The sequence below is a fragment of the Bradyrhizobium sp. LCT2 genome (assembly GCF_009931255.1).
Lineage (GTDB): Bacteria > Pseudomonadota > Alphaproteobacteria > Rhizobiales > Xanthobacteraceae > Bradyrhizobium > Bradyrhizobium diazoefficiens.
Window position 1 is genome coordinate 5,551,976 of sequence record NZ_CP034432.1, and the last position, 22,080, is coordinate 5,574,055.

General features: G+C 63.7%; 21 protein-coding genes. 8 read left to right on the forward strand and 13 right to left on the reverse strand.

Annotated elements, in window-relative coordinates:
- Positions 1–64: 64 nt before the first annotated feature.
- The 3 genes from EI171_RS26665 to EI171_RS26675 all read right to left on the reverse strand — a co-directional run bounded on the left by EI171_RS26665 (position 65) and on the right by EI171_RS26675 (position 1,934).
- The gene (locus EI171_RS26665) at positions 65–568 is read right to left on the reverse strand and encodes an SMI1/KNR4 family protein (RefSeq protein ID WP_161535114.1); all 504 of its coding nucleotides are present in this window, start codon (positions 566–568) and stop codon (positions 65–67) included.
- Between the two features lie 91 nt (positions 569–659).
- Positions 660–917, reverse strand: a complete 258-nt coding sequence (locus EI171_RS26670) for a hypothetical protein (protein ID WP_028171171.1) — start codon at positions 915–917, stop codon at positions 660–662.
- Between the two features lie 66 nt (positions 918–983).
- Complete coding sequence (locus EI171_RS26675) at positions 984–1,934, reverse strand: DUF2778 domain-containing protein (RefSeq protein WP_161537080.1); 951 nt, start codon at positions 1,932–1,934, stop codon at positions 984–986.
- Positions 1,935–2,126: 192 nt separating this feature from the next.
- On the opposite strand from EI171_RS26675, the gene EI171_RS26680 reads away from it, so the two are divergent.
- Entirely contained in the window at positions 2,127–2,567 is a 441-nt protein-coding gene (locus tag EI171_RS26680; RefSeq protein WP_161535115.1) for a DUF1810 domain-containing protein, read from the forward strand.
- A 96-nt stretch (positions 2,568–2,663) separates the two neighbouring features.
- Complete coding sequence (locus tag EI171_RS26685; protein ID WP_161535116.1) at positions 2,664–4,745, forward strand: methyl-accepting chemotaxis protein; 2,082 nt, start codon at positions 2,664–2,666, stop codon at positions 4,743–4,745.
- A gap of 19 nt (positions 4,746–4,764) precedes the next feature.
- On the opposite strand, the gene EI171_RS26690 is transcribed toward EI171_RS26685, so the two are convergent.
- Entirely contained in the window at positions 4,765–5,355 is a 591-nt protein-coding gene (locus tag EI171_RS26690; RefSeq protein WP_161535117.1) for an NADPH-dependent FMN reductase, read from the reverse strand.
- Between the two features lie 50 nt (positions 5,356–5,405).
- The gene (locus tag EI171_RS26695) at positions 5,406–6,353 is read right to left on the reverse strand and encodes a helix-turn-helix domain-containing protein (protein ID WP_060911788.1); all 948 of its coding nucleotides are present in this window, start codon (positions 6,351–6,353) and stop codon (positions 5,406–5,408) included.
- Positions 6,354–6,654: 301 nt separating this feature from the next.
- Between EI171_RS26695 and EI171_RS26700 the strand changes: the two genes are divergently transcribed.
- The 3 genes from EI171_RS26700 to EI171_RS26710 are packed head-to-tail and all read left to right on the forward strand — an operon-like array spanning position 6,655 to position 9,276.
- A complete protein-coding gene (locus tag EI171_RS26700; protein WP_161535118.1) occupies positions 6,655–7,776 on the forward strand; it encodes a DUF2336 domain-containing protein in 1,122 nt (373 codons plus the stop codon).
- On the forward strand, positions 7,773–8,105 hold the full coding sequence (locus EI171_RS26705; RefSeq protein WP_028171164.1) for a PilZ domain-containing protein: 333 nt from the start codon (positions 7,773–7,775) through the stop codon (positions 8,103–8,105). The genes EI171_RS26700 and EI171_RS26705 overlap by 4 nt, the downstream gene beginning before the upstream one ends.
- 49 nt (positions 8,106–8,154) lie before the next feature.
- Positions 8,155–9,276, forward strand: coding sequence for an HD-GYP domain-containing protein (locus EI171_RS26710; protein ID WP_161535119.1), 1,122 nt, complete (start codon positions 8,155–8,157; stop codon positions 9,274–9,276).
- A gap of 59 nt (positions 9,277–9,335) precedes the next feature.
- On the opposite strand, the gene EI171_RS26715 is transcribed toward EI171_RS26710, so the two are convergent.
- The 3 genes from EI171_RS26715 to EI171_RS26725 form a co-directional block, all read right to left on the reverse strand.
- Positions 9,336–9,539 (reverse strand): hypothetical protein, encoded by a 204-nt coding sequence (locus EI171_RS26715; RefSeq protein WP_161535120.1) that lies wholly within the window; start codon positions 9,537–9,539, stop codon positions 9,336–9,338.
- Positions 9,540–9,662: 123 nt separating this feature from the next.
- Positions 9,663–11,678, reverse strand: a complete 2,016-nt coding sequence (locus tag EI171_RS26720; RefSeq protein ID WP_161535121.1) for an FIST N-terminal domain-containing protein — start codon at positions 11,676–11,678, stop codon at positions 9,663–9,665.
- 271 nt (positions 11,679–11,949) lie between these two features.
- A complete protein-coding gene (locus tag EI171_RS26725; protein WP_161535122.1) occupies positions 11,950–12,627 on the reverse strand; it encodes a nitroreductase in 678 nt (225 codons plus the stop codon).
- Between the two features lie 101 nt (positions 12,628–12,728).
- On the opposite strand from EI171_RS26725, the gene EI171_RS26730 reads away from it, so the two are divergent.
- Positions 12,729–13,691, forward strand: coding sequence for an alpha/beta hydrolase (locus tag EI171_RS26730; RefSeq protein WP_161535123.1), 963 nt, complete (start codon positions 12,729–12,731; stop codon positions 13,689–13,691).
- Positions 13,692–13,698: 7 nt separating this feature from the next.
- On the opposite strand, the gene EI171_RS26735 is transcribed toward EI171_RS26730, so the two are convergent.
- Positions 13,699–14,157 (reverse strand): cupin domain-containing protein, encoded by a 459-nt coding sequence (locus EI171_RS26735; RefSeq protein WP_161535124.1) that lies wholly within the window; start codon positions 14,155–14,157, stop codon positions 13,699–13,701.
- Positions 14,158–14,406: 249 nt separating this feature from the next.
- Here EI171_RS26735 and EI171_RS26740 point away from each other — a divergent pair, with 249 nt between their 5' ends.
- Positions 14,407–14,655 carry a hypothetical protein gene (locus EI171_RS26740; protein ID WP_161535125.1) on the forward strand — a complete coding sequence of 83 codons (249 nt, stop codon included), beginning with the start codon at positions 14,407–14,409 and terminating at the stop codon, positions 14,653–14,655.
- 186 nt (positions 14,656–14,841) lie between these two features.
- Here EI171_RS26740 and EI171_RS26745 read toward each other — a convergent pair whose 3' ends face one another.
- Complete coding sequence (locus EI171_RS26745) at positions 14,842–15,717, reverse strand: MBL fold metallo-hydrolase (protein ID WP_161535126.1); 876 nt, start codon at positions 15,715–15,717, stop codon at positions 14,842–14,844.
- 352 nt (positions 15,718–16,069) lie between these two features.
- On the opposite strand from EI171_RS26745, the gene EI171_RS26750 reads away from it, so the two are divergent.
- Positions 16,070–16,303 carry a hypothetical protein gene (locus EI171_RS26750; RefSeq protein WP_161535127.1) on the forward strand — a complete coding sequence of 78 codons (234 nt, stop codon included), beginning with the start codon at positions 16,070–16,072 and terminating at the stop codon, positions 16,301–16,303.
- 69 nt (positions 16,304–16,372) lie between these two features.
- Here EI171_RS26750 and EI171_RS26755 read toward each other — a convergent pair whose 3' ends face one another.
- The 3 genes from EI171_RS26755 to EI171_RS26765 all read right to left on the reverse strand — a co-directional run bounded on the left by EI171_RS26755 (position 16,373) and on the right by EI171_RS26765 (position 21,910).
- Positions 16,373–17,995: an ABC-F family ATP-binding cassette domain-containing protein gene (locus tag EI171_RS26755; RefSeq protein WP_011086957.1), complete on the reverse strand. Its 1,623-nt coding sequence runs from the start codon at positions 17,993–17,995 to the stop codon at positions 16,373–16,375.
- A 168-nt stretch (positions 17,996–18,163) separates the two neighbouring features.
- Positions 18,164–18,925, reverse strand: a complete 762-nt coding sequence (locus EI171_RS26760; RefSeq protein WP_161535128.1) for an SDR family NAD(P)-dependent oxidoreductase — start codon at positions 18,923–18,925, stop codon at positions 18,164–18,166.
- A gap of 150 nt (positions 18,926–19,075) precedes the next feature.
- Positions 19,076–21,910: a winged helix-turn-helix domain-containing protein gene (locus EI171_RS26765; protein WP_161535129.1), complete on the reverse strand. Its 2,835-nt coding sequence runs from the start codon at positions 21,908–21,910 to the stop codon at positions 19,076–19,078.
- Between the last annotated feature and the right edge of the window lie 170 nt (positions 21,911–22,080).

Consider the following 22,080-nt stretch of genomic DNA (forward strand, 5'->3'; position numbering starts at 1 on the left):
TGGGTCCCGGCTCTGCGCCGCAACGCTGTAAGCGTTGCGGCTTGTCCGGGACCCGAGCAGATTCTCACGAGGCCTCAGCCTGCTCATACAATCCGGCGACGAAATCGCCGAATGTCGGTGCGAGCGGCAGCACGTAACCCCATTCGTTCGACATCGCCTCGGCAAGCGTCCAGGGCTTCTCGTATTCGGCGACCTCGTGATCGATGAACCAGATCTTGCCGAAATGCGCCTTGTCGATCGTCATGCAGATCGGGTTGCCGCCGTGGTCGCTCATGATCCAGAGGAGTTCATCGACGGTCGGCCATTGCGGAGTCTGACGCGTCTGGACCAGCGAGCATTCATCGCGCCGCAATCCCAGCACCTCCTGGACCGCGCCGGCCCAGTGCCCTTGCGGCCAGTTGAACTCGGCAGAGCCCTGGAAATAGCCGCCGGCGCAGACCATCAGGAACTGGCGATACTCGTCCGGCAAGCGGCAGCCGATGGATTTTTCGAATGCCTCGAGCGCTGCGAGCGTCGGTTGCTCCGCGCGGGCGCGATCAACGCCGGCAATGAAGTCTGCGATATTCATGCGATCCCGTTCCTCGGCGCAGAAGCGCGCCACGCCTTCGTCGCAGGCATTCGGGAGCGGGTTCGACGATTGGAGGGGAGTAACGGTTGTCTCAGAGCAGCTTCGCGCTGACGAACAGCGCGCGCACGGCGTTGGTCGCCTGCACCGCGAGCATGGCGTTGCCGGCGGCGCCTTCCAGGGCCGAGATGGCTTCCTCGTGCAGCGTGCGGAATTCCATCCACTCGACCGACTTGAAGTTGGTGAGGAATTGATAGGCCTGGCCGACGGTCGCGATCGCCAGCGTGTCACCGTTCAGCTTGATCTTGAACGTCGTACGCAGCGGGGTCTCGGAATTCTGGGGATCACTCATGGGCTGCTTCTGGACAAGGACGGCTTAACGAAGGGGAAACGGCAGCCCCGCCGCGGCAGGCAAATATCAGGAGTCGGTGCTGCCGCGCTGCGAGGCGGTCGCCGATCCTCTCAGGCTCGGCACCACGACCAGGCGGTTGAACTCGCCGTTGTCGTAGGCCTTGAGGAAGCGCTCATAGTCCTTGATCGAGACGCAGCCGTTGGAATCGCCGCGCGGCCCGAGCATGTAGCTGTGGGTGAGAAGGCCGACGCGGCCGAGCGCGCTGGTGCCCTCGGCGGGCGTCAAGCGCAGCGCGCGGATGCCGTGGAACAGCTTTTCGCGCGGCTTCAGATCGTAGGTCGCCGGCGGGGTCGCGCCCACCATGCGCTGGTCCACATGCTGGGGGTCGTCCATCAGCGCGCCCATGCCCGAATGCGCTTCCAGCGCGAGGCCGCTCGGCAGGTAAAGCGCCTTGGCCGAGATGTCGTAGACCGCCGTGCGCGAATCATAGCCGAGGGCGGCGAGATCCGGCGCCTTGCTCAACAGGCCATCGCCGGGGGTCAGCGAGGCCAGCTTGATCTTGTCGGTGAATTTTTCGAAGAAGTTGCGGTTGTCGACCCTGGGGGTGGTGTCGGCATAGGCCTGGCTGGACGCGATCTGGGCCGAGAAGTCCGCCTGCACCGGCCGCGAACGCGGCATCGGGACCGCGTCGGCACGCTCCGAGGGCCGCCTCTCGTCAACCGCCGTCCGGTCATCTTCGGTCAGGGTCGAGCGCCAGTCGTCGCCCTGGAGTTTCTGAGCCAGCATCGCCTTGGCATCGCGCAGCTTGAGCTGGACCGCATTCAGGGCAGAGCGCTCCAGCGTCCGCAGGCCGAGCTCGCGGGCGGGCGCGGTGCCAGATGCCGAAGCAAAACGGTCCTCGAAGGAAGGGGCATTGGCCGGCGGTAGCGCGGCGGAAACCAGCGGGGTCGAATCGCCCATATCGGCGACCCAGGCGGCGGCACCGAGCGACAGCGCAACAGCGGCCAGAGACAGCAGAATCGTCTCGGCCCGCCCGATACGGCGGCGCGACAACAGCCTCTCGGCTCTTGCGGTGTCGGAAACCATCAGATCCCCAAATCGACCCCCGGGGAGACCCACCCCCACCCGGAGACTCTCTATACCAGCTACCACATTGGGAGCCAAAAGTTAGGCATAATCACGGCCGTCAAGGCACCCCCAAGGTATCCAATGACCGCTCCTTTCGATCTAGACCGGTTCGTCCAGGCCCAAAATCCGGTCTATCCCACCGTGACCGGGGAACTGTCCCGGGGCCGGAAGCAGAGCCACTGGATGTGGTTCATTTTCCCGCAGGTCGCCGGCCTCGGCTTCAGCGCCATGGCGCAGCGCTACGCCATCGGCTCGCGCGCGGAGGCCGAGGCCTATCTCGCCCACCCTGTCCTTGGCCCGCGCCTGATCGCGTGCACCAGACTCGTGCTCGCCGTTCAGGGGCGGACCATCAACGCGATCCTCGGCGCGCCCGACGACGCCAAATTCCGCTCCTCGATGACGCTGTTCGGCGCCGTGTCCGACGATCCCATTTTCAGTGAGGCGCTCGCCCGGTATTTCGCCGGCGAGCGCGACGGCGCGACGCTGGAGATCCTGTCGAAGCTCGATCAGCCGTCCAGCTGAGCTCGCGCGGCGGCAAGCAGCGTAAACCCGAGATTAACACGGGCGACCTATCGTCCGTGGAAAATAATTCTCCCCGCGCCAATTGCCGGACAGAACATGAAAATCGGAACGCTCCTGACCACCGCCATCGTCTCGCTCTCGACCGTCGGCGGCGGCCTCGCCGTCTACGTCGCCGTGACGAAGTACCACACGATGGAGCGGATCACCGAAGCACAGGGGCGGCTCGCGATCGTCCGCGCCGTCGGCGACATCCCGCGCTATCTCAACCCCGAGCGCGGCTTTTCGACCAACATCCTCTATGGACCGGCGACGGTGGACCCGGCGCTGCTCGCCGAGCAGGACAAGCTGCGCAAGCAGACCGACGGCGCCCGCGACCGGATGAACGCGTTGCGCAAGGACCTTCCCGGCCCGTTCGACGACGGCGCCACCACCGGCAACAACATCGACGGCATCAATTCGAAATTCACCGCGCTGCGCGAGGCCATCGACAAGGCGCTGGCGGGACCGGCGGAGGCGCGCAAGGACGCCGCCAAGAAGATCGTCGCCGACAACGCCGTGCTCAACGGCGCCGTGACCGCGCTGCTCAACGAGCAGGTCCGCCGTATGGCGATCCTCAACGGCGACGCCTACCGGCAGGCGAGCTACGCCAACATCGCGATGACGCTGCGCGACGTCGGCGGCTTCAACTCCAGCCTGCACAAGAACCTCGTCGGGGGCAAGAAACCGGCGACGGACACGGAGAAGGCCGAGATCAGCCGCTCGCAGGGCCGCAACGACCAGATCGTGATGGCGCTGCTGGAATTGCGCGGCAATCCGGCAACGCCGGCGAACGTCGCCGCTGCGCTGGAGAAGTTCAACGCGGTCTATATCGAGGAGTTCGGCCGCGAGCTCAAGCTGGTGAAGGACGGTGCGATCAGCGGCAAGTACGAACACGACATGGACACCTATTACGCCGCGACGCAGCGCGGCCTCGGCACCATCATCGAGGTCCGCGACGCGCTTTATGACAATGCGGAGCAGATCCTGGCGGGCGCCTCCTCGGCTGCACGCACCAGCTTCACTGTCGCGCTCCTCGGCCTTGTCGCCGTGCTGATCGCCAGCATCGGCCTCGTCGTGACGGTGCGCCGCCGCGTCTGCGCGCCCATCGTCGGCCTGACCACGCGGATGTCGCGGCTTGCCGAAGGCAACGTTGCCGAGGAGATCCCCGGCGCCGAGCGCTCCGACGAGATAGGGGCGATGGCCGCGGCCGTGCAGGTGTTCAAGGACAACATGATCCGGGCCGACCGGCTCGCCGCCGAGAAGCAGGCCGAGAACGACGGCAAGATGCGCCGCGCGCAGGCGCTGGACGAGCTCGCCCGCGCGTTCGAAGCCAAGGTCACCGAGCTCGTCGGCGGGCTTTCGAAAGCCTCCTCCACCATGGAAAGCACGGCGCAGTCGATGACCTCGACCGCGGCCCAGACCAACAGCCAGGCCGCGGTCGTCGCCGCCGCCTCGCAGCAGACCTCCAGCAACGTCCAGACGGTCGCCAGCGCGACCGAGGAGTTGACCTCCTCGATCTCCGAGATCGGCCGTCAGGTCGCACAAAGCACCGAGATCGCGGCCCGCGCCGTCGACAACGCCCGCCGCACCGGCGACACGGCACGCGCGCTCGCCGAGGGCGCGCAGAAGATCGGCGACGTCGTCACCCTGATCCAGAGCATCGCCGAGCAGACCAATCTGCTGGCGCTGAACGCGACCATCGAGGCCGCCCGCGCCGGCGACGCCGGCCGCGGCTTTGCCGTGGTCGCATCCGAAGTGAAGTCGCTGGCCGGCCAGACCGCCAAGGCCACGACCGAAATCTCCGAGCAGATCACGGCGATCCAGTCTGCGAGCGACGAGACCGTGGCCGCGATCCGCAACGTCGCCGACGTCATCGCCGAGATCGACCAGATCGGCACCGCGATTGCCGCGGCGATCGAGGAACAGGGTTCGGCGACCAAGGAGATCGCCCGCAGCGTGCAGGAAGCCGCCCGCGGCACTCAGGAAGTGAACACCAACATCTCAGGCGTGCAGCGCGCCGCCGACGACACGGGAGCTGCCGCACGGGAAGTGCTGGGCGCGGCCGAGCAGCTCTCGACGCAGTCGCGCGATCTCGCCGGACAGTTCGACCGCTTCCTCGGCGAGGTCAGGGCCGCCTGACGCTGCCGCTCGCTCAAGCTCAATAAGGCGGCGCCTTGCGCGCCCGCTGCGCCTTGGCCGCCTCGATCCACCAGGCGAGGTCGTCGGCAAAGCGCGGGAACGAACGCTCCAGCGCCTTGCCGACCTCGCCGATCGGCTCGGAATCCGCCGACAGCGTCTGCGCGATCGGGCCGACGCCGATGGTGCTCGACACCACCACCATGCCCATTTCCGACAGCGTGCCGTGCCAGGCGGTCGAGGCGCGCGCGCCGGACAGGCGGCCGGCGGAGTAGCTGACGATCGCGGCCGGACGCCAGAACCACTCTTCGAGGAAATGGTCGGTCAGATTCTTCAATCCGGGCTGAATGCCCCAATTGTATTCGCCGGTGACGAAGACAAAACCGTCCGCGCCGCGGATCTGCCCGGCCAGCTTCTCCAGCGCCTCGGGCGCGGCGCCCTTGGGATATTCCTTGTACATGCGGTCGAGCATCGGCAGGCCGATCGCCTTGGCGTCGATGAACTCGACATCCTCGCCGCGCTCGCGCAGGCGATTGATGACAAAATTCGCAAGGCGGATGCCCATGCGGTCGGAACGGTAGGAACCGTAGAGGACGAGGATGCGATTGCTCATGGCTGAAGGCTAGCACAAAACCGGAGTCCGGCCCCAACCCATTTGTCGTGCTAGCGCCTGCGTCCGCGCTCCAGCGTTTCCGACGGCGCCTCGCCGAACCGGTCGCGATAGCTTCTGGAGAAATCGCTGAGATGCCAGAAGCCGAAGGCCAGCGCGACGGCCTTGACGCTATCGGCGCCCGCCAATAGCCGCTGGCGGACCAACCACAGCCGCCGCAGGCGCAGGTAACGGTGCAGGCTCATGCCGCGATAGCGGCGGACGACATCATGCAAGGTGCGGACGGAAAGGCCGAGCTCGCGCGCGATCTCCTCGCTGTAGATGGGCTGGGCGAGATCGCCGGACAACAGCGCGCGGATGTCCTGAAAGATCTTGAACTGCCGCTCGTCGTTCGGCCTCACCGTCCATCGCGCCGAAACCAAGTTGGCGAAGACGGCGTCGACCGCGCCGAACAGGGACTCCTTCATCGCCGCCGCCTTCAGCGGCGCCTCGGTGGGATCGATGGGCTCGGACGCGGCGGCCACCACCTCCCTGACCACGTTCCGCAACCCATTCAACGCCAATGTGCTGGTCTCAAAGATCTTGAAATTGGAACGCGTCTCGGGCCAGCCGCGGTTCTTGACCTCTGGTCGGAAGACGACCGAGGCGATTTGCCGCTGCACTTCCTCGATGGTGTTGTAGGCCGCGCCGCCGCTGCCGATGACGACGACCGCGCGGTCGCGTTGCGCACCGTTGAAGCGAATGGGAACGTCGAGGTCGTCCATCGCAAAACCAACCGCCGTGCAATCCGCGATGAGTTCAGCGTCCACAACCCGCGGAAAAGCGCGCGTCACGTTCACGTCGCAGCCTGGCAATTGCAGGATGATCTGCTCAGCCGCGATCCTTCGCACAAACGGTGTGAACTCGAAGTTCAGACCGCGGATCGCGTTGCGAAACTCATCGACGTCGGAAAAGCGAAATATCTTTGGCGCCAGTGTTGGCGCATCATCATCGCTGGTCATGGCAAAATGAAAACCGCGTCAGGAAAAATACGCGTGTCCGGAGTGAAAGCGCGGACCTGAATTCCCCCCTTTCGGTTGCCCCGTTAGACCGAAAAAATCATCCTAGTCTGTCTCGATCAGTTGGCGAGGGTCCAATTCAAAGGACAAGTTGACGGTTGGCGTCCTGCCAAATTTCGATAGCGTTTCCGGTAAAGCGGGCGGTGCGCTGATACCTGAAGGGTCAAGGTCTAAAATCCAAATTAACAACTTTAAGGCGCAATAGAACTCGTTCATTCGTTTTTTTTGAGATTCAGGCCCTGCCGTGATGGCAAATTCGCCTGCAGATATTCTTTTGGAGTTGGAAGAGGCGATCGCGGCCTGCTCGCCCGAGCGCTGCGGGCGTATCCTGTCAGGCATTGTCCATCTGCTCACAACCAGCCGCGACCGGCCTCAGGAGCTGCTCGTCAACGTCGTCGACGGTGTCCTCCTCCGACTGGCAAACCGGGTCGCTCCGGATTCGCTGATTCAGCTCAGCCGAGCGCTCGCCGCGCTGCCTGTTGCGCCGCAAGAGACATTGAGGCACCTCGCCTCGCACGAGGACTCCGCCGTCGCATGTCCGATCCTGCTCAAATCGCAGGCGCTGTCCGCCGCTGACCTCGAGACGGTCGCAACGTCCTGCGGCGAAAGCCATCGACTTGCAATCGCGTCTCGCGCGCGCGTCGAAGCGGCTGTAGCCGAGGCGCTGGTCATACGCGGCGGCCGCACGGTCTGCCTTGCGCTGCTAAGGAACCCGGGAGCCCGGTTCTCCGACGCGGCCTATACTGCACTCGTCGAGAATGGCTCGGCGGATGACGCGATCACGAAGGCGCTGGCGCTGCGGCCCGGTACACCAGATCTGGTCGTGCGCAGGCTGCTCTCCATCTCGCCAGGCAAGGCCTTGGCCAAGCCCAGCGCCTTTGCCGCACCGGGACAGGGCGCCGCACCGGGCGTCGCGGCCGCCCTCATTGCTCCAAAGCGGCCTTGCTCGGCCGACTATGCGAGCGCAAGGCCGGAAATCGTCGCCCTCAACCGGGTCGGCAAGCTCAACGATTCGACAGTGAACCGCTTTGCGATCCGCGGCGAGACCGCCAACCTGTTCACGGCGCTCTCCGTGCTCTCGGGAGCCCCGATCGAGATCGTTGAGCATGTCATGATCGATGACGACTGCGAGGCCCTTGTCATGGCCTGCCGCGCTTCGCGCCTGAACTGGGCGACCACGCTCGCGATCCTGAGCAACCGAGGCGGTGCACGTCTCTCCTTTGCCGAGCGCGAACGCGCGCAGCAGATCTTCGAAACGCTCCTCTTGTCGACCAGCCAATGGACGGTGCGGTGGGGGGAAATCGCGGCAGGTGCCAACACCAGCGATGGGAGAAATCGCTGTACAAAAATGGGGGTTAGCCGATGAGGTTCGACGGTCGCAAGGCGCTTCGCGTACGGATGGATCACAAGCAGCCTGTCAACCTGATGGGTTCGGACGGCACCTGGCGACGCAGTTGCGTCCTGCTCGACGTCTCGCAAACGGGCGCCAAGCTCGAGGTCGAGGGCACGCTGGACGTTCTTCAGGCCAAGGAATTCTTCATGCTGCTGTCGTCGACGGGACTAGCCTACCGTCGCTGCGAGCTGGTCTGGATCGACGGCACCATGGCCGGCGTGCACTTCATCACCTCAGACGGCAAGAAAAAACCGGCCAGCGCACCGGCGGCCGCCGCGCAGACTTCCGTTCAAAGCAAATAGGCCCAGGGATCATCGATTTCTTTGAACTCCCGGTAGAAACAGGTGCAACGTGCAGAACGCGCGAACCATATCCCGCCCCGTCAAAGGCGACGGCGGCATTCGAGAGCCGGATGCGATACGCCCGTTCGTGCATGTTCTGGCCGATTCCTCCGACAAATTGTGGGGCGTCTGCTCGATGCTCGAGCGGCAATTTGCCGTCGCCGGCGAACGGCTCGACGCCGCGCCCAAGCTGTCGCAAGTTCCCTTCGCAATCGTCGTCCGCGCCGAGTTGCGTGACATCGAAAGCATCGCGGCTATCAAGAAGCGGGCTGCCAAGCTGGCGAAGGCCACGAAGCGGATCTTCCTAGTCGAGCACTCCTCTCACACAACTGTATCGCAAGCCTACGCGCTCGGCGCCACGCTCGTTCTCCCCGGGGCGATCAACAGGATCAAGCTGCTGGCAGCGCTGGCTGATCCGGCCGAGCCTGTGTCTGCTTCCTCAAGCGGCACAACGCAGCTGGACAATGCGGCAGCAGCCGCGGCAACCGCCATCGCGTCGATGTTCACGGCCGTCACGCTCGGCGAGCCGCTTGATGTCGCCGGCACCAGGAAAGCCGGTCGCCAGATTGCCGATCGTATCACCCAGCACGGCCTGTCGGAATGGCTCACGACGGTGCGGCGCCACCACGAGGGCACCTATCAGCACTGCCTGCTCGTGACCGGCGTCGCCATCGACTTCGGCCTCAGCCTCGGCGTCGGCAGGGCCGATCTGGAACGCCTCTACTCGGCCGCCATGTTCCACGACATCGGCAAGGCTCAGATCCCGCTCGCCATCCTCGACAAGCCGGGCCGCCTCGACGCCGAGGAGCGCGCTCTGATCGAAACGCATCCGACCGCGGGCTATGCGTTTCTGAAAGGGCACGAGGGGATTTCGCCTGAAATCCTCGATGCCGTGCGTCATCATCACGAATATCTCGACGGCAGCGGGTATCCGGATGCGCTCTGCGCCGAGAGCATCGGCGATATCGTGCGGATCCTCACGATCTCGGACATCTTCGCAGCGCTGATCGAGCATCGCCACTACAAGCCGACGATGCCGCGCGTGGAAGCCTACAATATTCTCTGTGGGATGACTGGAAAGCTGGAGAAGGCGCTGGTCGCCTCGTTCAAGCAGGTCGCGCTGACGCGATAGCCCGGAAAACCGGCGAGCGCCTCCATGCGATAATTGCAGCCGACAATTGCTGCCGAACGCTAGTGCGTCGCCCGGTATTTGGCGCGGCGGGGGATGGAGCGGCAGGCGAGGCCCTCGGCCAGCAGCTTCATGTCTTCTCGTTTGCCGCTGCGGATCAATCGGCCGAACTCGTCGGCTGAGAAAGGAAGACTTTGATCATCATCGATCGGGCGCCGCACTCGCGGGCCGAAGAACCTTAGAATCAGGCTAGCCAGCCGCCGCATGCCTATTCCCTCGCGCCAGCAACAAACCTCTCACGAGGCACATTGTTCCTGCTGGCGCGAAGAGAATGCAAGTGCGATCTGAACGGTCGTCACCGAAATTTGCGAAGCGGCAGGCTCTGTGCCCTACCCAATCCGCTTGAGCGTCTCGATGTCGCTCATGGCGCTGGTCAACGCCCCGTTGCGGTCGCGCACGAAGCTCTCGAGGTCCGATAGCACGGTGTTGATCATCTGAAGATTCTTGAACATCTCCTCGATCTGCGTCACGATGCTGTTGTAGCCTTCCTGGGTCTGGATCAGCTGGCCCCGGGTGTCGTTGATATTGGCTCCGAGCGACTCGAGCGATGTTTCCATGCCTCCGATCGAGGCGTGGGTACGCGTGAGGCTGGTTTTAGTGTCCTGCGCGAGCTTCTTCACCTCGGTCGCCACCACCGAGAAGCCCCGTCCCGCTTCGGCCGCGCGCGCCGATTCGATGGTCGCATTGAGCGCCAGCAGGTTGGTCTGGCCCGCGATCGTGTCGATGATCTTCAGGATGTCCCGCAGCCCGTTCATGGCCTGAGTGAGGCCGGCGAACTCCTGCGACAATGTCGTCGTGTCGGTCGCCCGCGCCGCCGATTGTGCGCTCGCCACGATGACCGAGCGGATTTCCTCCACGATCGCGTTGATCGAAGCCGTCTGGCGCAGCGCGCCCTCGACCTTCCCGCTCAGCGTGGCGCTGGCGCTGAGATATTCCGTCAGACGATGCACGATGTCGTCCTTGATCCGGTTCAGCATGACCATGCGGTTGAGATGGGTGCGCGTGAAATATTCGACGAAATGCGCGTAGTGGATCGGGAACGTCTCGATGAACGGATCGTTCAGCGGCTTTTCCCTGACGTCGAAGAACACGATCGCGGTCAGCGTCTGATTGATGTTGATCCCGAACAGCTCCCCGAAGGTGGAAAAACCCGCGACCGGCATCGGCCACATGCCGCTCATGTTGCGGAGCTGGCTCTCGTTGTTCAGGCGGCGCAGGATGCAGTCGTTGAGGATCGCGCCGATCGCCGGCGGCTTGTCGCGCAGGAAGGCCTCGAGGTCACGCCGCGTCTGGTCCACGAAATCGGTGGCTTCCAGCAGCTCGAGTCTGTCGCCCGAATTGACGTCGCAGAAGAACGACACGACGCCGCTGTCCGCATCGATGCCCGCGACCGAGCGCACGAACAGGTCTCCGCCGACCTCGATGCCGAAGGAGTGCTTCGTCATCATCGACATGAGGTTCGCCGGAATCGTGTTCAGCGCCTTCGCCACCACGGAGGCGAACGGCTTGATCTCGCTCCCTTCCATGACGCCCGAAGCGGTGCGACGATCCGGATCGGCGTCCATCACGACGAAGGATTTTCCGGTCTTCTTGAAGTTCTGCGTCTTGAAGATACCGTAGGCGCGGCCCGGCGCCAGCTTCATGAAGACGATCAGCGCATGGTTCTCGAGCACCTGCCTGCCGTCGTAGAGATGAGTATGCTCGAAGTCGAGCTTGCCGCCGGCGGATCCTCCGACGAAACCGCACGGAAACTTGCCGCTCCTGTACACGGCCTCCATGAAGTAGCTCTCCGACGCCGACACGCCGTCCACGAGCGCGAAAGCGATCGTATCGCGCACGTCGATCGCGAAGGGCGTCCTGATCGCGGCGACCTCGCGCGTGATCGCTTCGATGCGCGCGTCATGGGCCCTGGACGGCTCTCCCTTGCGGATGTCGTCGTTGTGGAGGCGGACGCTGTGGATGCTGACGGACTGAAACAGATCGGCCGGAAAAACCTGCACGACGACGGACGACCAGTTCGACCCCGTCGGCTTGTAGAGCGACTGGCCCGCCGAGCACAGCTCGCCCGCGGTCGACATCGCGATCACCGGCGTCGACCCCGCCAGCCTCTGCAACGACGATGCAACGCGCGCGAAGTCGCAGTGGGGTGAGATGAACGCGAGAACCAGCGGCGACCGCGCGCCCTCTACGACGAAGTCGCCCTCGGAAATATTTTGCAGCCGGTCGTCGCTCTCCAGCACCCGAATCGCGCAGGCCTCACGAACCGCCGGAGCCCCTTCCTGTGCCTCCGCAACGATCGACGGCGCGGGCTGCTTGTGACTTGCCTGGGAAAACAACGAGAGCATGGCAATATCCTTGTTCGACGCGCGACGCGTCTCAAAGGAGTGAACTACGGATTCGAAATTGCCATTCGGTTAGGAAGCGCGCGGCGCAGGCGCGTTTGTGCTGTGAATGCGCACCGTAGGATTACGGCGTCGCATCGTTTCGCGGGCTCATGATACCGATCGCATCGGTGCATTTGATCCAGATCAAATCCGCGCGGCGCCCTCGCGCCGGCGACATTGCAACGGACATCGGCACGATTCCGTATCGCCGACAAATCCACGCCTGCGTGCACTACTCGGCGAATCCGACGAAGCGGACGAAGTCGCTGTTCGCCTCGCGATCCGAGCGCACCGCGTTCGCGGCAAAGCCGTCGTCGGGATGTCCCATCGCGACGCAGGTCATGATCACCTCGTCCTCCGGAATCTTCGCAACCTCGCGCACGATGTCGGAGCGCATGATGCCCTGCCCGTTGATCACCGAACCGAGCCCGCGGTCCCAGGCTGCGAGCACGATGCCGTAGCAGAGCGCGCCGAGATCGAAATGGCAGACCGCGCCGGGATCGAGCACGCGGTCATAGGTCAAGACCAGCGAGACCGGCGCGTCGAACTGGCGGAAGCCGCGCAGCACCCAGTCCTGTCGCATCGGCTTGTCGTCGCGTGCGATCCCCATCGCGCCGAACAGCTTCTTGGCGATGTCGACCTGCCGGGTGCGATGCACGCCCTGGTACTCGCCATGGCTGATGATGTCGCGCTTGACCTTGGCGCCGCCGACCATCTCTTCCATGTTGCGGCGGCGCAGCTCTTCAAGCGGGCTGCCTGTCAGCACATGAACGTGCCAGGGCTGGGTGTTCATCGACGACGGCGCGCGCTTGGCGCTCTCGATGATCGCTTCGATCACCGTGCGTGCCACCGGCTTGTTCTTGAAGCCGCGCACGCTGCGGCGCGACTGGACCAACGTTTCGAATTCCAACCTCAACCTCCCTGGCGCAGACCCGTCCGGCAGTTGCCGATGCGGCGCGAAAAATCTATGCTAACCCGCAAGCAAGACCAAGAACCGTGGAAGGACCCGCAATGGCCGCACCGCTCGATCCCGTCATCGCCCAGATCATTCCGCTGCTGCCGCTTCGCGATCCGACCACGATGACGCCACAGAGTGCCCGTGATTCCTTGCGCGCACTGGCTGCCGCGCGTGCGGCCGTGCCGCCGCCATCGGTCGATACGGTGCAGGATATCAAGGTGAAAGGCGGTGCCGGCCCGCTCGATGCACGCCTCTACCGCATCGGCACCGATCCCGCGCCGACCGTGGTGTTCTTCCACGGCGGCGGCTGGGTCGCGGGCGATCTCGAGACCCATGACCGGCAGGCACGCAACCTTGCGATCGAGACCGGCGCGGTCGTCGTCTCCGTCGACTATCGTCGCCCGCCGGAGACGCGCTTTCCCGGCGCCTTCGAGGATGCTTTTGCCGCGGCGCGTGACATCTTCAACCGCGTCGCGGAATTTGGCGGCGACTCAAGGCGCCTCGGCGTCGCCGGCGACAGCGCCGGCGGCAATCTCGCGGCCGCCACCGCGATTGCCTGCCGCGATGCCGGCATCAAGCTCGCCGCGCAGCTGCTGGTCTATCCCGTGACCGACGTCGCAGGCCACTATGCCGATGCGCGCGAGAACGCGCGCTTTCCCTCGCGCACGGAGAATGCCGACGGCTACTTCCTCTCCCGCGCCGTGATGGAATGGTTCTGCGGCCATTATCTCGCCGATCCCGGCCACGGCGCCGACTGGCGCGTCTCGCCGCTGCGCGCGGCTTCGCTTGCCGGCCTCGCACCCGCGATCGTTGCCACCGCCTGGTTCGATCCCCTGCGCGACGAGGGCGCCGCCTATGCACGGGCGCTGGAGGCCGCCGGCGTGCGCGTCAAGCACCATGAGGGCCCAGGCTTGATCCACGGCTATTTTGGTCTCGGCGACGCCTCGGACGTCGCGCGGGCCGAGGCGCAGCGTGCACGCGCCGACTTCAAGGCGCTGCTCGCGCGCGGCATATGAGGACCGGCTAGATGCGCGGCGCCCGCTGCGCCGCCGTGTGCCCCCACGTTTCGTCCCAATCCTGACCGGCGGCATCGACGACGCGGCCGTCGGCTTCAAAAAACTTGTTCGGCACCTGGAAGATCGCAAGGATCAAGGCCCCGTCCGGACACCAGGCAGCGTGGCGGCTGCCCGCCTCGCGCCAGATGAATTCGCCGGCCTTGCAGGCGATGCCCTTGGCTGGGCCCTCCTTGTCGACGAGAGCGCCTTCAATGACGTAGCTCTGCTCGATGCCGACATGCTCGTGATCGGGCAGCACCGATCCCGGCGCGAAGCGCATCAACGCCGTCATCAGGCCCGTGCCGCGATCGAACAGCAAGGTCTTGGCCTCGCAGCCGGGAAAGCGCGTCTTCTGCCATACCATTGTCGAGGGTTGAACCAGATGAGAATGCTGGTCGGCGGTCTGCGGGCTCGTCACGGCGTCCATGGCAACGCTCCGTTCCTGCTGGAAATGGGATCAGCCTAACAGGTCTCGGCCGCGCGGTCAGCGCGCAGTGCAGCAAGCGGCGGGCGCGAATCCGAAGGCCGGCCCGGATCCGCGCGCGTCAAGGCGAAATGCATTCATCACGCGCTGCGAAAATATCAGCGCCCGCGCCCGGCACGCGCCGATCCTGCTTGATTGCGCCACGATTCCCGGCTCCAATCTCCGCACCATTTCTGGTTTAGGGAGACACCCATGCTGAAGCGTATTTTCCTGGTTGCGATCGTCGCCACCTTTGCAGCAGGCTCGGCCTTCGCGGAGGACACCTGCGAGAGCAAGGCCGTCGGCAAGGACGGCAAGCCCTTGGCGGGAGCGGCCAAGACCTCGTTCCTGAAGAAGTGCAAGGCCGACGCCTGCACGCCCAAGGCCGTCAGCGCCGACGGCAAGCCGCTGGCCGGTGCTGCCAAGAACAGCTTTATGAAGAAGTGCGAAGTCAGCGCGTAACGCGGGCTGCGCCACTCTCGTGCCCCGGACGCAGCGCAGCGCTTCTTCATCGATGCGCTACAGAGCCGGGGCCCACGCTTCCACGTGCATTCCGAGAGATGGGTCCCGGCTCAGCGGAGCGTCACTGCGCGCCGCACCGCGTCCGGGACACGAGACCTGCCTAAGCGCTTACGGGTTTCGCCGTCATCACTCCCGCTTGAACCGATAGTCGAACGCCCCGTCCAGCGGCTTGATCAGCCCGACCGTCGGCGCCGGAAAATGAATCGGCAGGATCAGCGTGTCGGTGTCAGCGACGGAGGCGAAGAACTTTCGCCGCGAGACCGCCGACTGTTTCGCATCCCAATCCGGCATCGCCGACCAGTCCGGCTCACGGCACTGGATCTGGTGATGCATGAGATCGCCCGCGACCACCGCGCGCTGGCCCTTCGAGAAGATGTTGACGCAGCAATGGCAGGGCGAATGCCCCGGCGTCGGCGTCAGCGTCACGGTGTCATCGAGCGCGTAGTCATCGTCCACCAGCAGCGCCTGCCCGGCCTCGACGATCGGCAGGCAATTGTCGCGGAAGACGGTGCCGGGCGGGTTGCTGCCCTTGGCGTTCTCGGCCTCCCAGGCCGCATACTCACCCTTGTGGAAGACGTATTTCGCATTCGGGAACGTCGGCACCCAGCGGCCGTCACGCAAGGTCGTATTCCAGCCGGTGTGATCGATGTGAAGGTGCGTGCAGAAGACGTAGTCGATCTGGTCGAAGGAGATGCCGAGCGCGAACAGTTCGTTGCGCCAGCGCTCCTTGCCGGGAAAGTCGAACGGCGGCGGATGCCCCTTGTCCTCGCCGGTACAGGTATCCACCAGGATTGTGTAGCGCGGCGTGCGCACGACGAACGTCTGATAGGTGATGACCATCATGCCGCGCGCGGCGTCGAACACCTCCGGCTCCATCGTCGGCAGATGGCGGGCAAACACGCCCTTGTCATAGGCCGGGAAGAAATCCTGCGGCCGCCGCCACGGCCCTTCCCGCTCGATCACCGCGTCGATGGTGATGTCGCCGATCCGCAGTTGCTTCATGGTTGTTTCGCTCCTTTTTTAAGGGAGCGTAGCGCGAGGCATCGACGCGTCAAGGCATGTATCGGAATGCTAGCTCAGCCCCCCGGTACATCGTTGTGCGAGCCGAACGGCATGTCGCTTCTTGGCAAACTCCACACCAATGTTAGCATAGCACGGTGCCCCTCGGAGAGATGCTGTGGCTGTCCCAGTCGAATTGCTAGCTCGGGTGATCGGTTCGCTACCGGCGAGCGAAGACGCCGAGGCGGCTCTTGGCTTCCTAAAGCGGTCGGACCTGACCAGAATCGTTCCGTCTGGAGAAGAAGCTAGCTTCGGGCAGGCAGACGAGTCCTTGCGAATTTGCAGGATTAGGCAAGTGAGCGCGACAGAGGCCGGCATTGTCACATACGGCTTTCATTCGCTGCTGTCCGCTCTAGAGAAATTGCATCCGACGGAGATCCTTACCCTCACGGCGTTCGCCACCGCCGAGTGGTACGGCACCTTTTGGTTGGACCAAGCCGATCGACTTGTGGGGTTCGTCCTCGTCCAGCGCCGCCCCCCTGAAGAAGAGCAAGAGCGCCTGGAGTGGCTTCGGCGAAACCTGACATAGAACGCAAGACGAGCGCCAACAGCGTTTTGATCCCGGAGCGCTACGCTCCATCCGGGCTACAGGCCGCCGCTACGACCGCAACCCCGGCGCTTCCTGCCCGGTCCGCGCGACATATTCGGTGTAGCCGCCGCCGAACTGGTGGATGCCCTCGGGCGTCAGCTCGAGCACGCGGTTCGACAGCGTCGCCAGAAAATGCCGGTCGTGCGAGACGAACAGCATGGTACCCTCGAAATCCGACAGCGCCGTGATCAGCATCTCCTTGGTGGCGAGGTCGAGATGGTTGGTCGGCTCGTCCAGCACCAGGAAGTTCGGCGGATCGAACAGCATCTTGGCCATCACGAGGCGCGCCTTCTCGCCGCCCGAGAGCACGCGGCAGCGCTTCTCGACGTCGTCGCCGGAGAAGCCGAAGCAGCCGGCGAGCGCGCGCAACGAGCCCTGCCCCGCGGTCGGAAACGCGTCCTCCAGCGACTGGAATACGGTGCGCTCGCCGTCGAGCAGGTCCATCGCGTGCTGGGCGAAATAGCCCATCTTGACGCTGCCGCCGACCGCCACCGTACCCTGATCCGGCTCGCTCGCACCCGCGACGAGCTTGAGCAGCGTCGACTTGCCGGCGCCGTTGACGCCCATCACGCACCAGCGTTCCCTGCGGCGGATCATGAAATCGAGGCCGTCATAGATGCGCTTGCTGCCATAGCCCTTGTGGACGCTCTTGAGCGCCACGACGTCCTCGCCCGAGCGCGGTGCCGGCGGAAAATCGAACGCGATGCTCTGGCGGCGGCGCGGCGGCTCGACCCGCTCGATCTTGTCGAGCTTCTTCACCCGGCTCTGCACCTGCGCGGCATGCGAGGCACGCGCCTTGAAGCGCTCGATGAACTTGATCTCCTTGGCGAGCATCGCCTGCTGGCGCTCGAACTGCGCCTGCTGCTGCTTCTCGTTCAGCGCGCGCTGCTGCTCGTAGAACTCGTAGTCGCCGGTATAGGTCGTGAGCGAGCCGGAATCGATCTCGATCACCTTGGAGATCACACGGTTGATGAACTCGCGGTCATGCGAGGTCATCAGCAGCGTGCCTTCATAATCGTGCAGGAATTTCTCCAGCCAGATCAGGCTTTCCAGATCGAGATGGTTGCTCGGCTCGTCCAGCAGCATGACGTCGGGGCGCATCAAGAGGATGCGGGCGAGCGCCACGCGCATCTTCCAGCCGCCCGAGAGCTTGCCGACATCGCCGTCCATCATCTCCTGGCTGAAGCCGAGGCCGGACAGCGCCTCGCGCGCCCGGCCGTCGAGCGCATAGCCGTCGAGCTCCTCGAAGGCGTGCTGCACCTCGCCATAGCGCGCGATGATCTCGTCCATCTGGTCGGCCTTGTCAGGGTCGGCCATGTCAGCCTCGAGCTGGCGCAACTCGGCTGCGACCTCGCTGACGGGACCGGCGCCGTTCATCACCTCGGCCACGGCGCTGCGGCCGGACATCTCGCCGACGTCCTGGTTGAAATAGCCGATGGTGATGCCGCGATCGGTCGAGACCTGCCCTTCGTCGGGCAGTTCCTCACCGGCGATCATCCGGAACAGGGTGGTCTTGCCGGCGCCGTTCGGCCCGACGAGGCCGATCTTCTCGCCCTTGTTGAGGGCGGCGGAGGCTTCAATGAACAGGATCTGGTGGCCGGCTTGCTTGCTGACGTTGTCGAGGCGGATCATGAGGTCTTTTTGGGGGGAATTTTGCGTTGCAGCGTCATAGGCCATGCGGGCTCCCAGGGGAAGCCCGGCGGGGCCCGGAGGCACCGGTTGCCAGCGGGTAAATATTGCATGGCAGGGCTGGACCGCAGCAGGAGCCGGTCGGAGCGGCCGTCTGCGCCTCCTGGCAGGCTAAATCGCCATGCCCCCCGAAACCTCAATCCGCTGCGCATTGACCCAGCGATTATCGTCAGACAGCAACGATGCGATCATCGGGCCGATGTCATCGGGAACGCCAGCCCGGCCAAGGGCCGTCATCCCGGCAACCTGCTTGTTAAGCTCCGGATTGTCCCGGACCATCCCTCCGCTGAAATCTGTCTGTACCGCACCCGGAGCCACCGCGTTGACGGCAATCCCGCGAGAGGCGAATTCCTTTGCCTGGTAGCGGGTCAACACGTCGATCGCGGCCTTCAGTGCGCCGTAGGGACCGCTTCCGGGAATGATGATCCGTGCGAGCCCGCTCGAGAGGTTCACGATCCGGCCACCGTCATTCATCAATGGAAGCAATTTTTGGGTGAGAAAGAAGACGCCTTTGAAGTTCACCCGGTATATGTCGTCGAGCTCTGCTTCGGTCGTCTTCTCAAGTGAATTATGGTGGGAAATACCGGCATTGTTGACGAGATAGTCGAAACGGATCGCTCCAATTTCGCCCAGTGCCTCTCGAACTTGCGAGACGAAGGTCTCGAATGTACTCGTTCGTCCGACGTCGAGTTGCAAGGCCTTGGCTCTGCGCCCCATTTGCTCGACCTCTCGCGTGACCATTTCGGCCTCGGCGACGGCCGAGTGGTAGGTGAACATGACATCGACGCCTCGCCGTGCGAGATTAAGCACCGTGTTTCGCCCGAGGCCTCGGCTTCCGCCCGTGACCAACGCAATTCTCCCTCGCTGCTTCATCACGCTCTCCTGATAACCCCAATCCGGGAGATTGACGCTACCGCCGCTCCGAAGCGCGGCGCGCGTTAGAAGCTGTTAGAAAATGAAAAATTCCGACGTCTGCCGGGTCACCTGGAGACTGGCCAGATCGACATCTTGCACCCGAAGCGCTCAATGCAAGGGACGGGCAGTCGACCTCGATACTTCTGGACGTGCCTCGAAGACCCGTTGAAGCAGCGCGTGCGCATCAGCTCCTCGGCCTCGATTCTTCATCGACCGCGCCAGCGGAACAGCGGCCTTCAGCTCCCACCCTGATGCTCGTTGGCTTCTTGCACTATCCATCGATCGCCGAAGCGCCAGCTCTGCTGCCTTGCGGTCGGGATTTGGGCTCGTCAGGATGATTTGCGCCTGCGTGCGTAGCAATTCCGGCATCCAGAACGTCTGGCGCATCCGCTCCGCAAATAGAATTGCCGATTGAATGGTCTCGCGTGCCTCGTCGTACCTTCCGCTTCGAGCAAGTCCATCGGCGAGCGCGCGGGATGCCGCCGGTATGACCATGTGAAGTTGCTCACGGTGGAGCCCTCTCAGCGCCTGGCGCAGCGCCTCGACGCCGTCGGCGGGCCTCCCGCTCATGAAAAGCCACTCTCCCCTCAGAGCCTGAGCGGCTGCTGCATGACCTCGGAGAGAATGCTTCTCAGCCAGTGAGATTGCACGATCGACATGGTCGGCAACGTCACCGGTGTTCCCGCTCCAACGCAGCACCGGGACGGAGTGGACCACCGCCATGCAATAGTTCGCCGCCGGAGCCAACCGAGCTGCCTCGTTCATCGCCTCAAGCGCCTGCTTGCGAGCTTGCTTGCGGGAGCCCAGCAACCAAAGAGAACGTGCCAGTGCGATCTCGGCGCGCAGACGGTGATCATATCCAAACAGATTGATGTCGAGCCGACCAATTGACGTCTCCAGCTCGAAACCGCACTTGCAATGCGCCACCGCGGCGACTTGATCGCCAGCGAGGTGGCAAGCCGCCGCCAGCATCCATTCGGCAATAATTCTGTCGCTCAATGAACCGCTTAGCTCGGCTACAGTTCTGCATCTCGTCGCTGCAGCCAATGCTCCTTCAAAGTCGCCGAGCCTTGTGAGGAAAAGGTTGAGTCCGGCCAGCAGTCGCAGCTGTGGCAATGCTTCTTCGCTCGCCTCGTGAAGTGCCAGCCCGCGCCGTATGGCGGCCTGAACTTCGGTCGTATTACCCAAGGTATGCAGTGACGAGACTGCGTATGCCTCCTGCAAGCGTGCCTCTCGATGCGAGAGTCGGCCGAAATTCGCAATCGCTTTCAGTGCCAACCCCGACCAACGCCGGCACTCGACCAGCAACCACAGACCGAGAAACAAAGGGGCGGAATCTGCGGCAAGCTCGATGCCGATCGAGCGATCCTCTTTTGAGAAGCTCCACTCGAGTGCCTTCCGCACGTTTCCGATGTGAGGCGAATAACGTCCGATGTCAGCGTAAGCCCCCTGCTCGAGCGCGATTGCCTTGAAGAAAGCACCGAAATAGAGCGCGTGGCGCAGGGAAACCGGTTCAGCCTGCCCGATTTCCACGAGCTTGGCCGCAGCATACGTGCGCGTCACATCGGGTAAACGATAGAACACGGTTTCACCGACCAGATGAACCCAGACGAGCGATTTGTCCACCAACCTCGCAATCGCGATCTCGACTTCGGCGCTTTTTCGCTCCCCACTTCCGGCAACGGAGCAGGCAGCCTCAATCGTGAACAGACCGACAAATATGGAAAGATGGGAAAGAACTCGCTGTTCGCTTTCGGCAAGCAACCTGAAGCTCCAATCGAGCATCGCTTGAAGCGTGCGGTGTCGTGGGACAGCGTTTCGCTGGCCTGTCAGTGACAGCTCCATATCGCTGGCCAGCAGACCCGCAACACCCCGAAGGCCATAGGTCCCCACTCGGCTGGCGACCAGTTCGATCGCCAGCGCGATGCCATCGGTACGGCGACATATTTCGGAAACGACCGGCGCATCAGCGTCGTTCAGCGCCCCCTCAAAACCAGCGGATGAGGCTCTATCCATAAACAGCCTCACCGCCGGGGTCGCCATCGCATCCGCGGCGCTCGGAACGTCGTCGATTGGGCAAGCAAGAGGGCTGAGAAGGTGCACAATCTCGCCCTCGACGTTCAATGCTTCCCTCGACGTGACAAGCAGACAAACGCCGGAAGTACACTGAAACAGTTGGCTGGCCAAATGCGAGGCCGCATCGAGAAGATGTTCGCAACTGTCCAGCACGATTAGAATTCGCTTATCGGCAACGAACCCCAGAAGTTCCGCAAGGGGCTCGGCTCCTCCGAGCGGGCAGCCGACCGCGGAGAGAACCGCCCCAGCGACTAGGCCAGGTTCGTCAACAGCGCCCAAATCGACAAAAACGGCGCCTTCATCGCCAAATTCGGCATGTAGCCGGCGAATGATAGCCCCGGCCACGGTAGTCTTGCCGATACCGCCAGCTCCAACGACGCTGACAAAACGCTGCTTCACGATGAGCGCACAGAGGTCGTCGACGACTTCGTCCCGTCCAACGAACAATCTGGGAATCGACGGGAATTGGCGTCCATGCCTGGGGGGCGGAACGTATCCAGAAGATGCAAGCCCATTGCTACGTTTGCGCTCGATCGGAGCCACAAAACTATAGCCCCGACCGGAAACAGTGACGATGTAGCGCGCGCCATCCTGACCTTCGCCCAAGGCCCGGCGAAGGGAGGCCACGTGCACTCTCAAGACGGCCTCGTCGACGACGACGTCACGCCACACGGAGAATAGGAGGTCGCGTTTGCTGACGAGTTCGCCGGCGCGCTCGGTCAGCGCAATCAGTATGTCGAAACCGCGCGAGCCGATCCGAACTTCAACTCCATCCTTCAGGAGTTGCCGACGACGCTTGTCCAGTTGGAAGCGACCGAAGAATACTTCCGCATCGGAACTTTCAGCAGAGTCGATGCTCATGACCATACCAGGCCTTTCCTTGAGCTTTCGTGCACAGGAATAGCCGCTCGTCTCGCAATCCTGCGCGTCAATCGGCAGTGGGCAGCAGTTGACGCACTGCTTTCAAATCATCGCAGTGCCGCGAGCGCTTCTTCCATGTGACAGTCAGTCACATCTTGGCGTCTTTGCAAATTCGC

Excerpts from the sequence above, each read along its gene's own strand:
- EI171_RS26665 (WP_161535114.1), bottom strand. The coding sequence starts at position 568 with ATGAATATCGCAGACTTCATTGCCGGCGTTGATCGCGCCCGCGCGGAG.
- EI171_RS26670 (WP_028171171.1), bottom strand. The coding sequence starts at position 917 with ATGAGTGATCCCCAGAATTCCGAGACCCCGCTGCGTACGACGTTCAAG.
- EI171_RS26680 (WP_161535115.1), top strand. The coding sequence starts at position 2,127 with ATGACCGCTCCTTTCGATCTAGACCGGTTCGTCCAGGCCCAAAATCCG.
- EI171_RS26685 (WP_161535116.1), top strand. The coding sequence starts at position 2,664 with ATGAAAATCGGAACGCTCCTGACCACCGCCATCGTCTCGCTCTCGACC.
- EI171_RS26690 (WP_161535117.1), bottom strand. The coding sequence starts at position 5,355 with ATGAGCAATCGCATCCTCGTCCTCTACGGTTCCTACCGTTCCGACCGC.
- EI171_RS26695 (WP_060911788.1), bottom strand. The coding sequence starts at position 6,353 with ATGACCAGCGATGATGATGCGCCAACACTGGCGCCAAAGATATTTCGC.
- EI171_RS26705 (WP_028171164.1), top strand. The coding sequence starts at position 7,773 with ATGAGGTTCGACGGTCGCAAGGCGCTTCGCGTACGGATGGATCACAAG.
- EI171_RS26715 (WP_161535120.1), bottom strand. The coding sequence starts at position 9,539 with ATGCGGCGGCTGGCTAGCCTGATTCTAAGGTTCTTCGGCCCGCGAGTG.
- EI171_RS26720 (WP_161535121.1), bottom strand. The coding sequence starts at position 11,678 with ATGCTCTCGTTGTTTTCCCAGGCAAGTCACAAGCAGCCCGCGCCGTCG.
- EI171_RS26730 (WP_161535123.1), top strand. The coding sequence starts at position 12,729 with ATGGCCGCACCGCTCGATCCCGTCATCGCCCAGATCATTCCGCTGCTG.
- EI171_RS26735 (WP_161535124.1), bottom strand. The coding sequence starts at position 14,157 with ATGGACGCCGTGACGAGCCCGCAGACCGCCGACCAGCATTCTCATCTG.
- EI171_RS26740 (WP_161535125.1), top strand. The coding sequence starts at position 14,407 with ATGCTGAAGCGTATTTTCCTGGTTGCGATCGTCGCCACCTTTGCAGCA.
- EI171_RS26745 (WP_161535126.1), bottom strand. The coding sequence starts at position 15,717 with ATGAAGCAACTGCGGATCGGCGACATCACCATCGACGCGGTGATCGAG.
- EI171_RS26755 (WP_011086957.1), bottom strand. The coding sequence starts at position 17,995 with ATGATCCGCCTCGACAACGTCAGCAAGCAAGCCGGCCACCAGATCCTG.
- EI171_RS26760 (WP_161535128.1), bottom strand. The coding sequence starts at position 18,925 with ATGAAGCAGCGAGGGAGAATTGCGTTGGTCACGGGCGGAAGCCGAGGC.
- EI171_RS26765 (WP_161535129.1), bottom strand. The coding sequence starts at position 21,910 with ATGGTCATGAGCATCGACTCTGCTGAAAGTTCCGATGCGGAAGTATTC.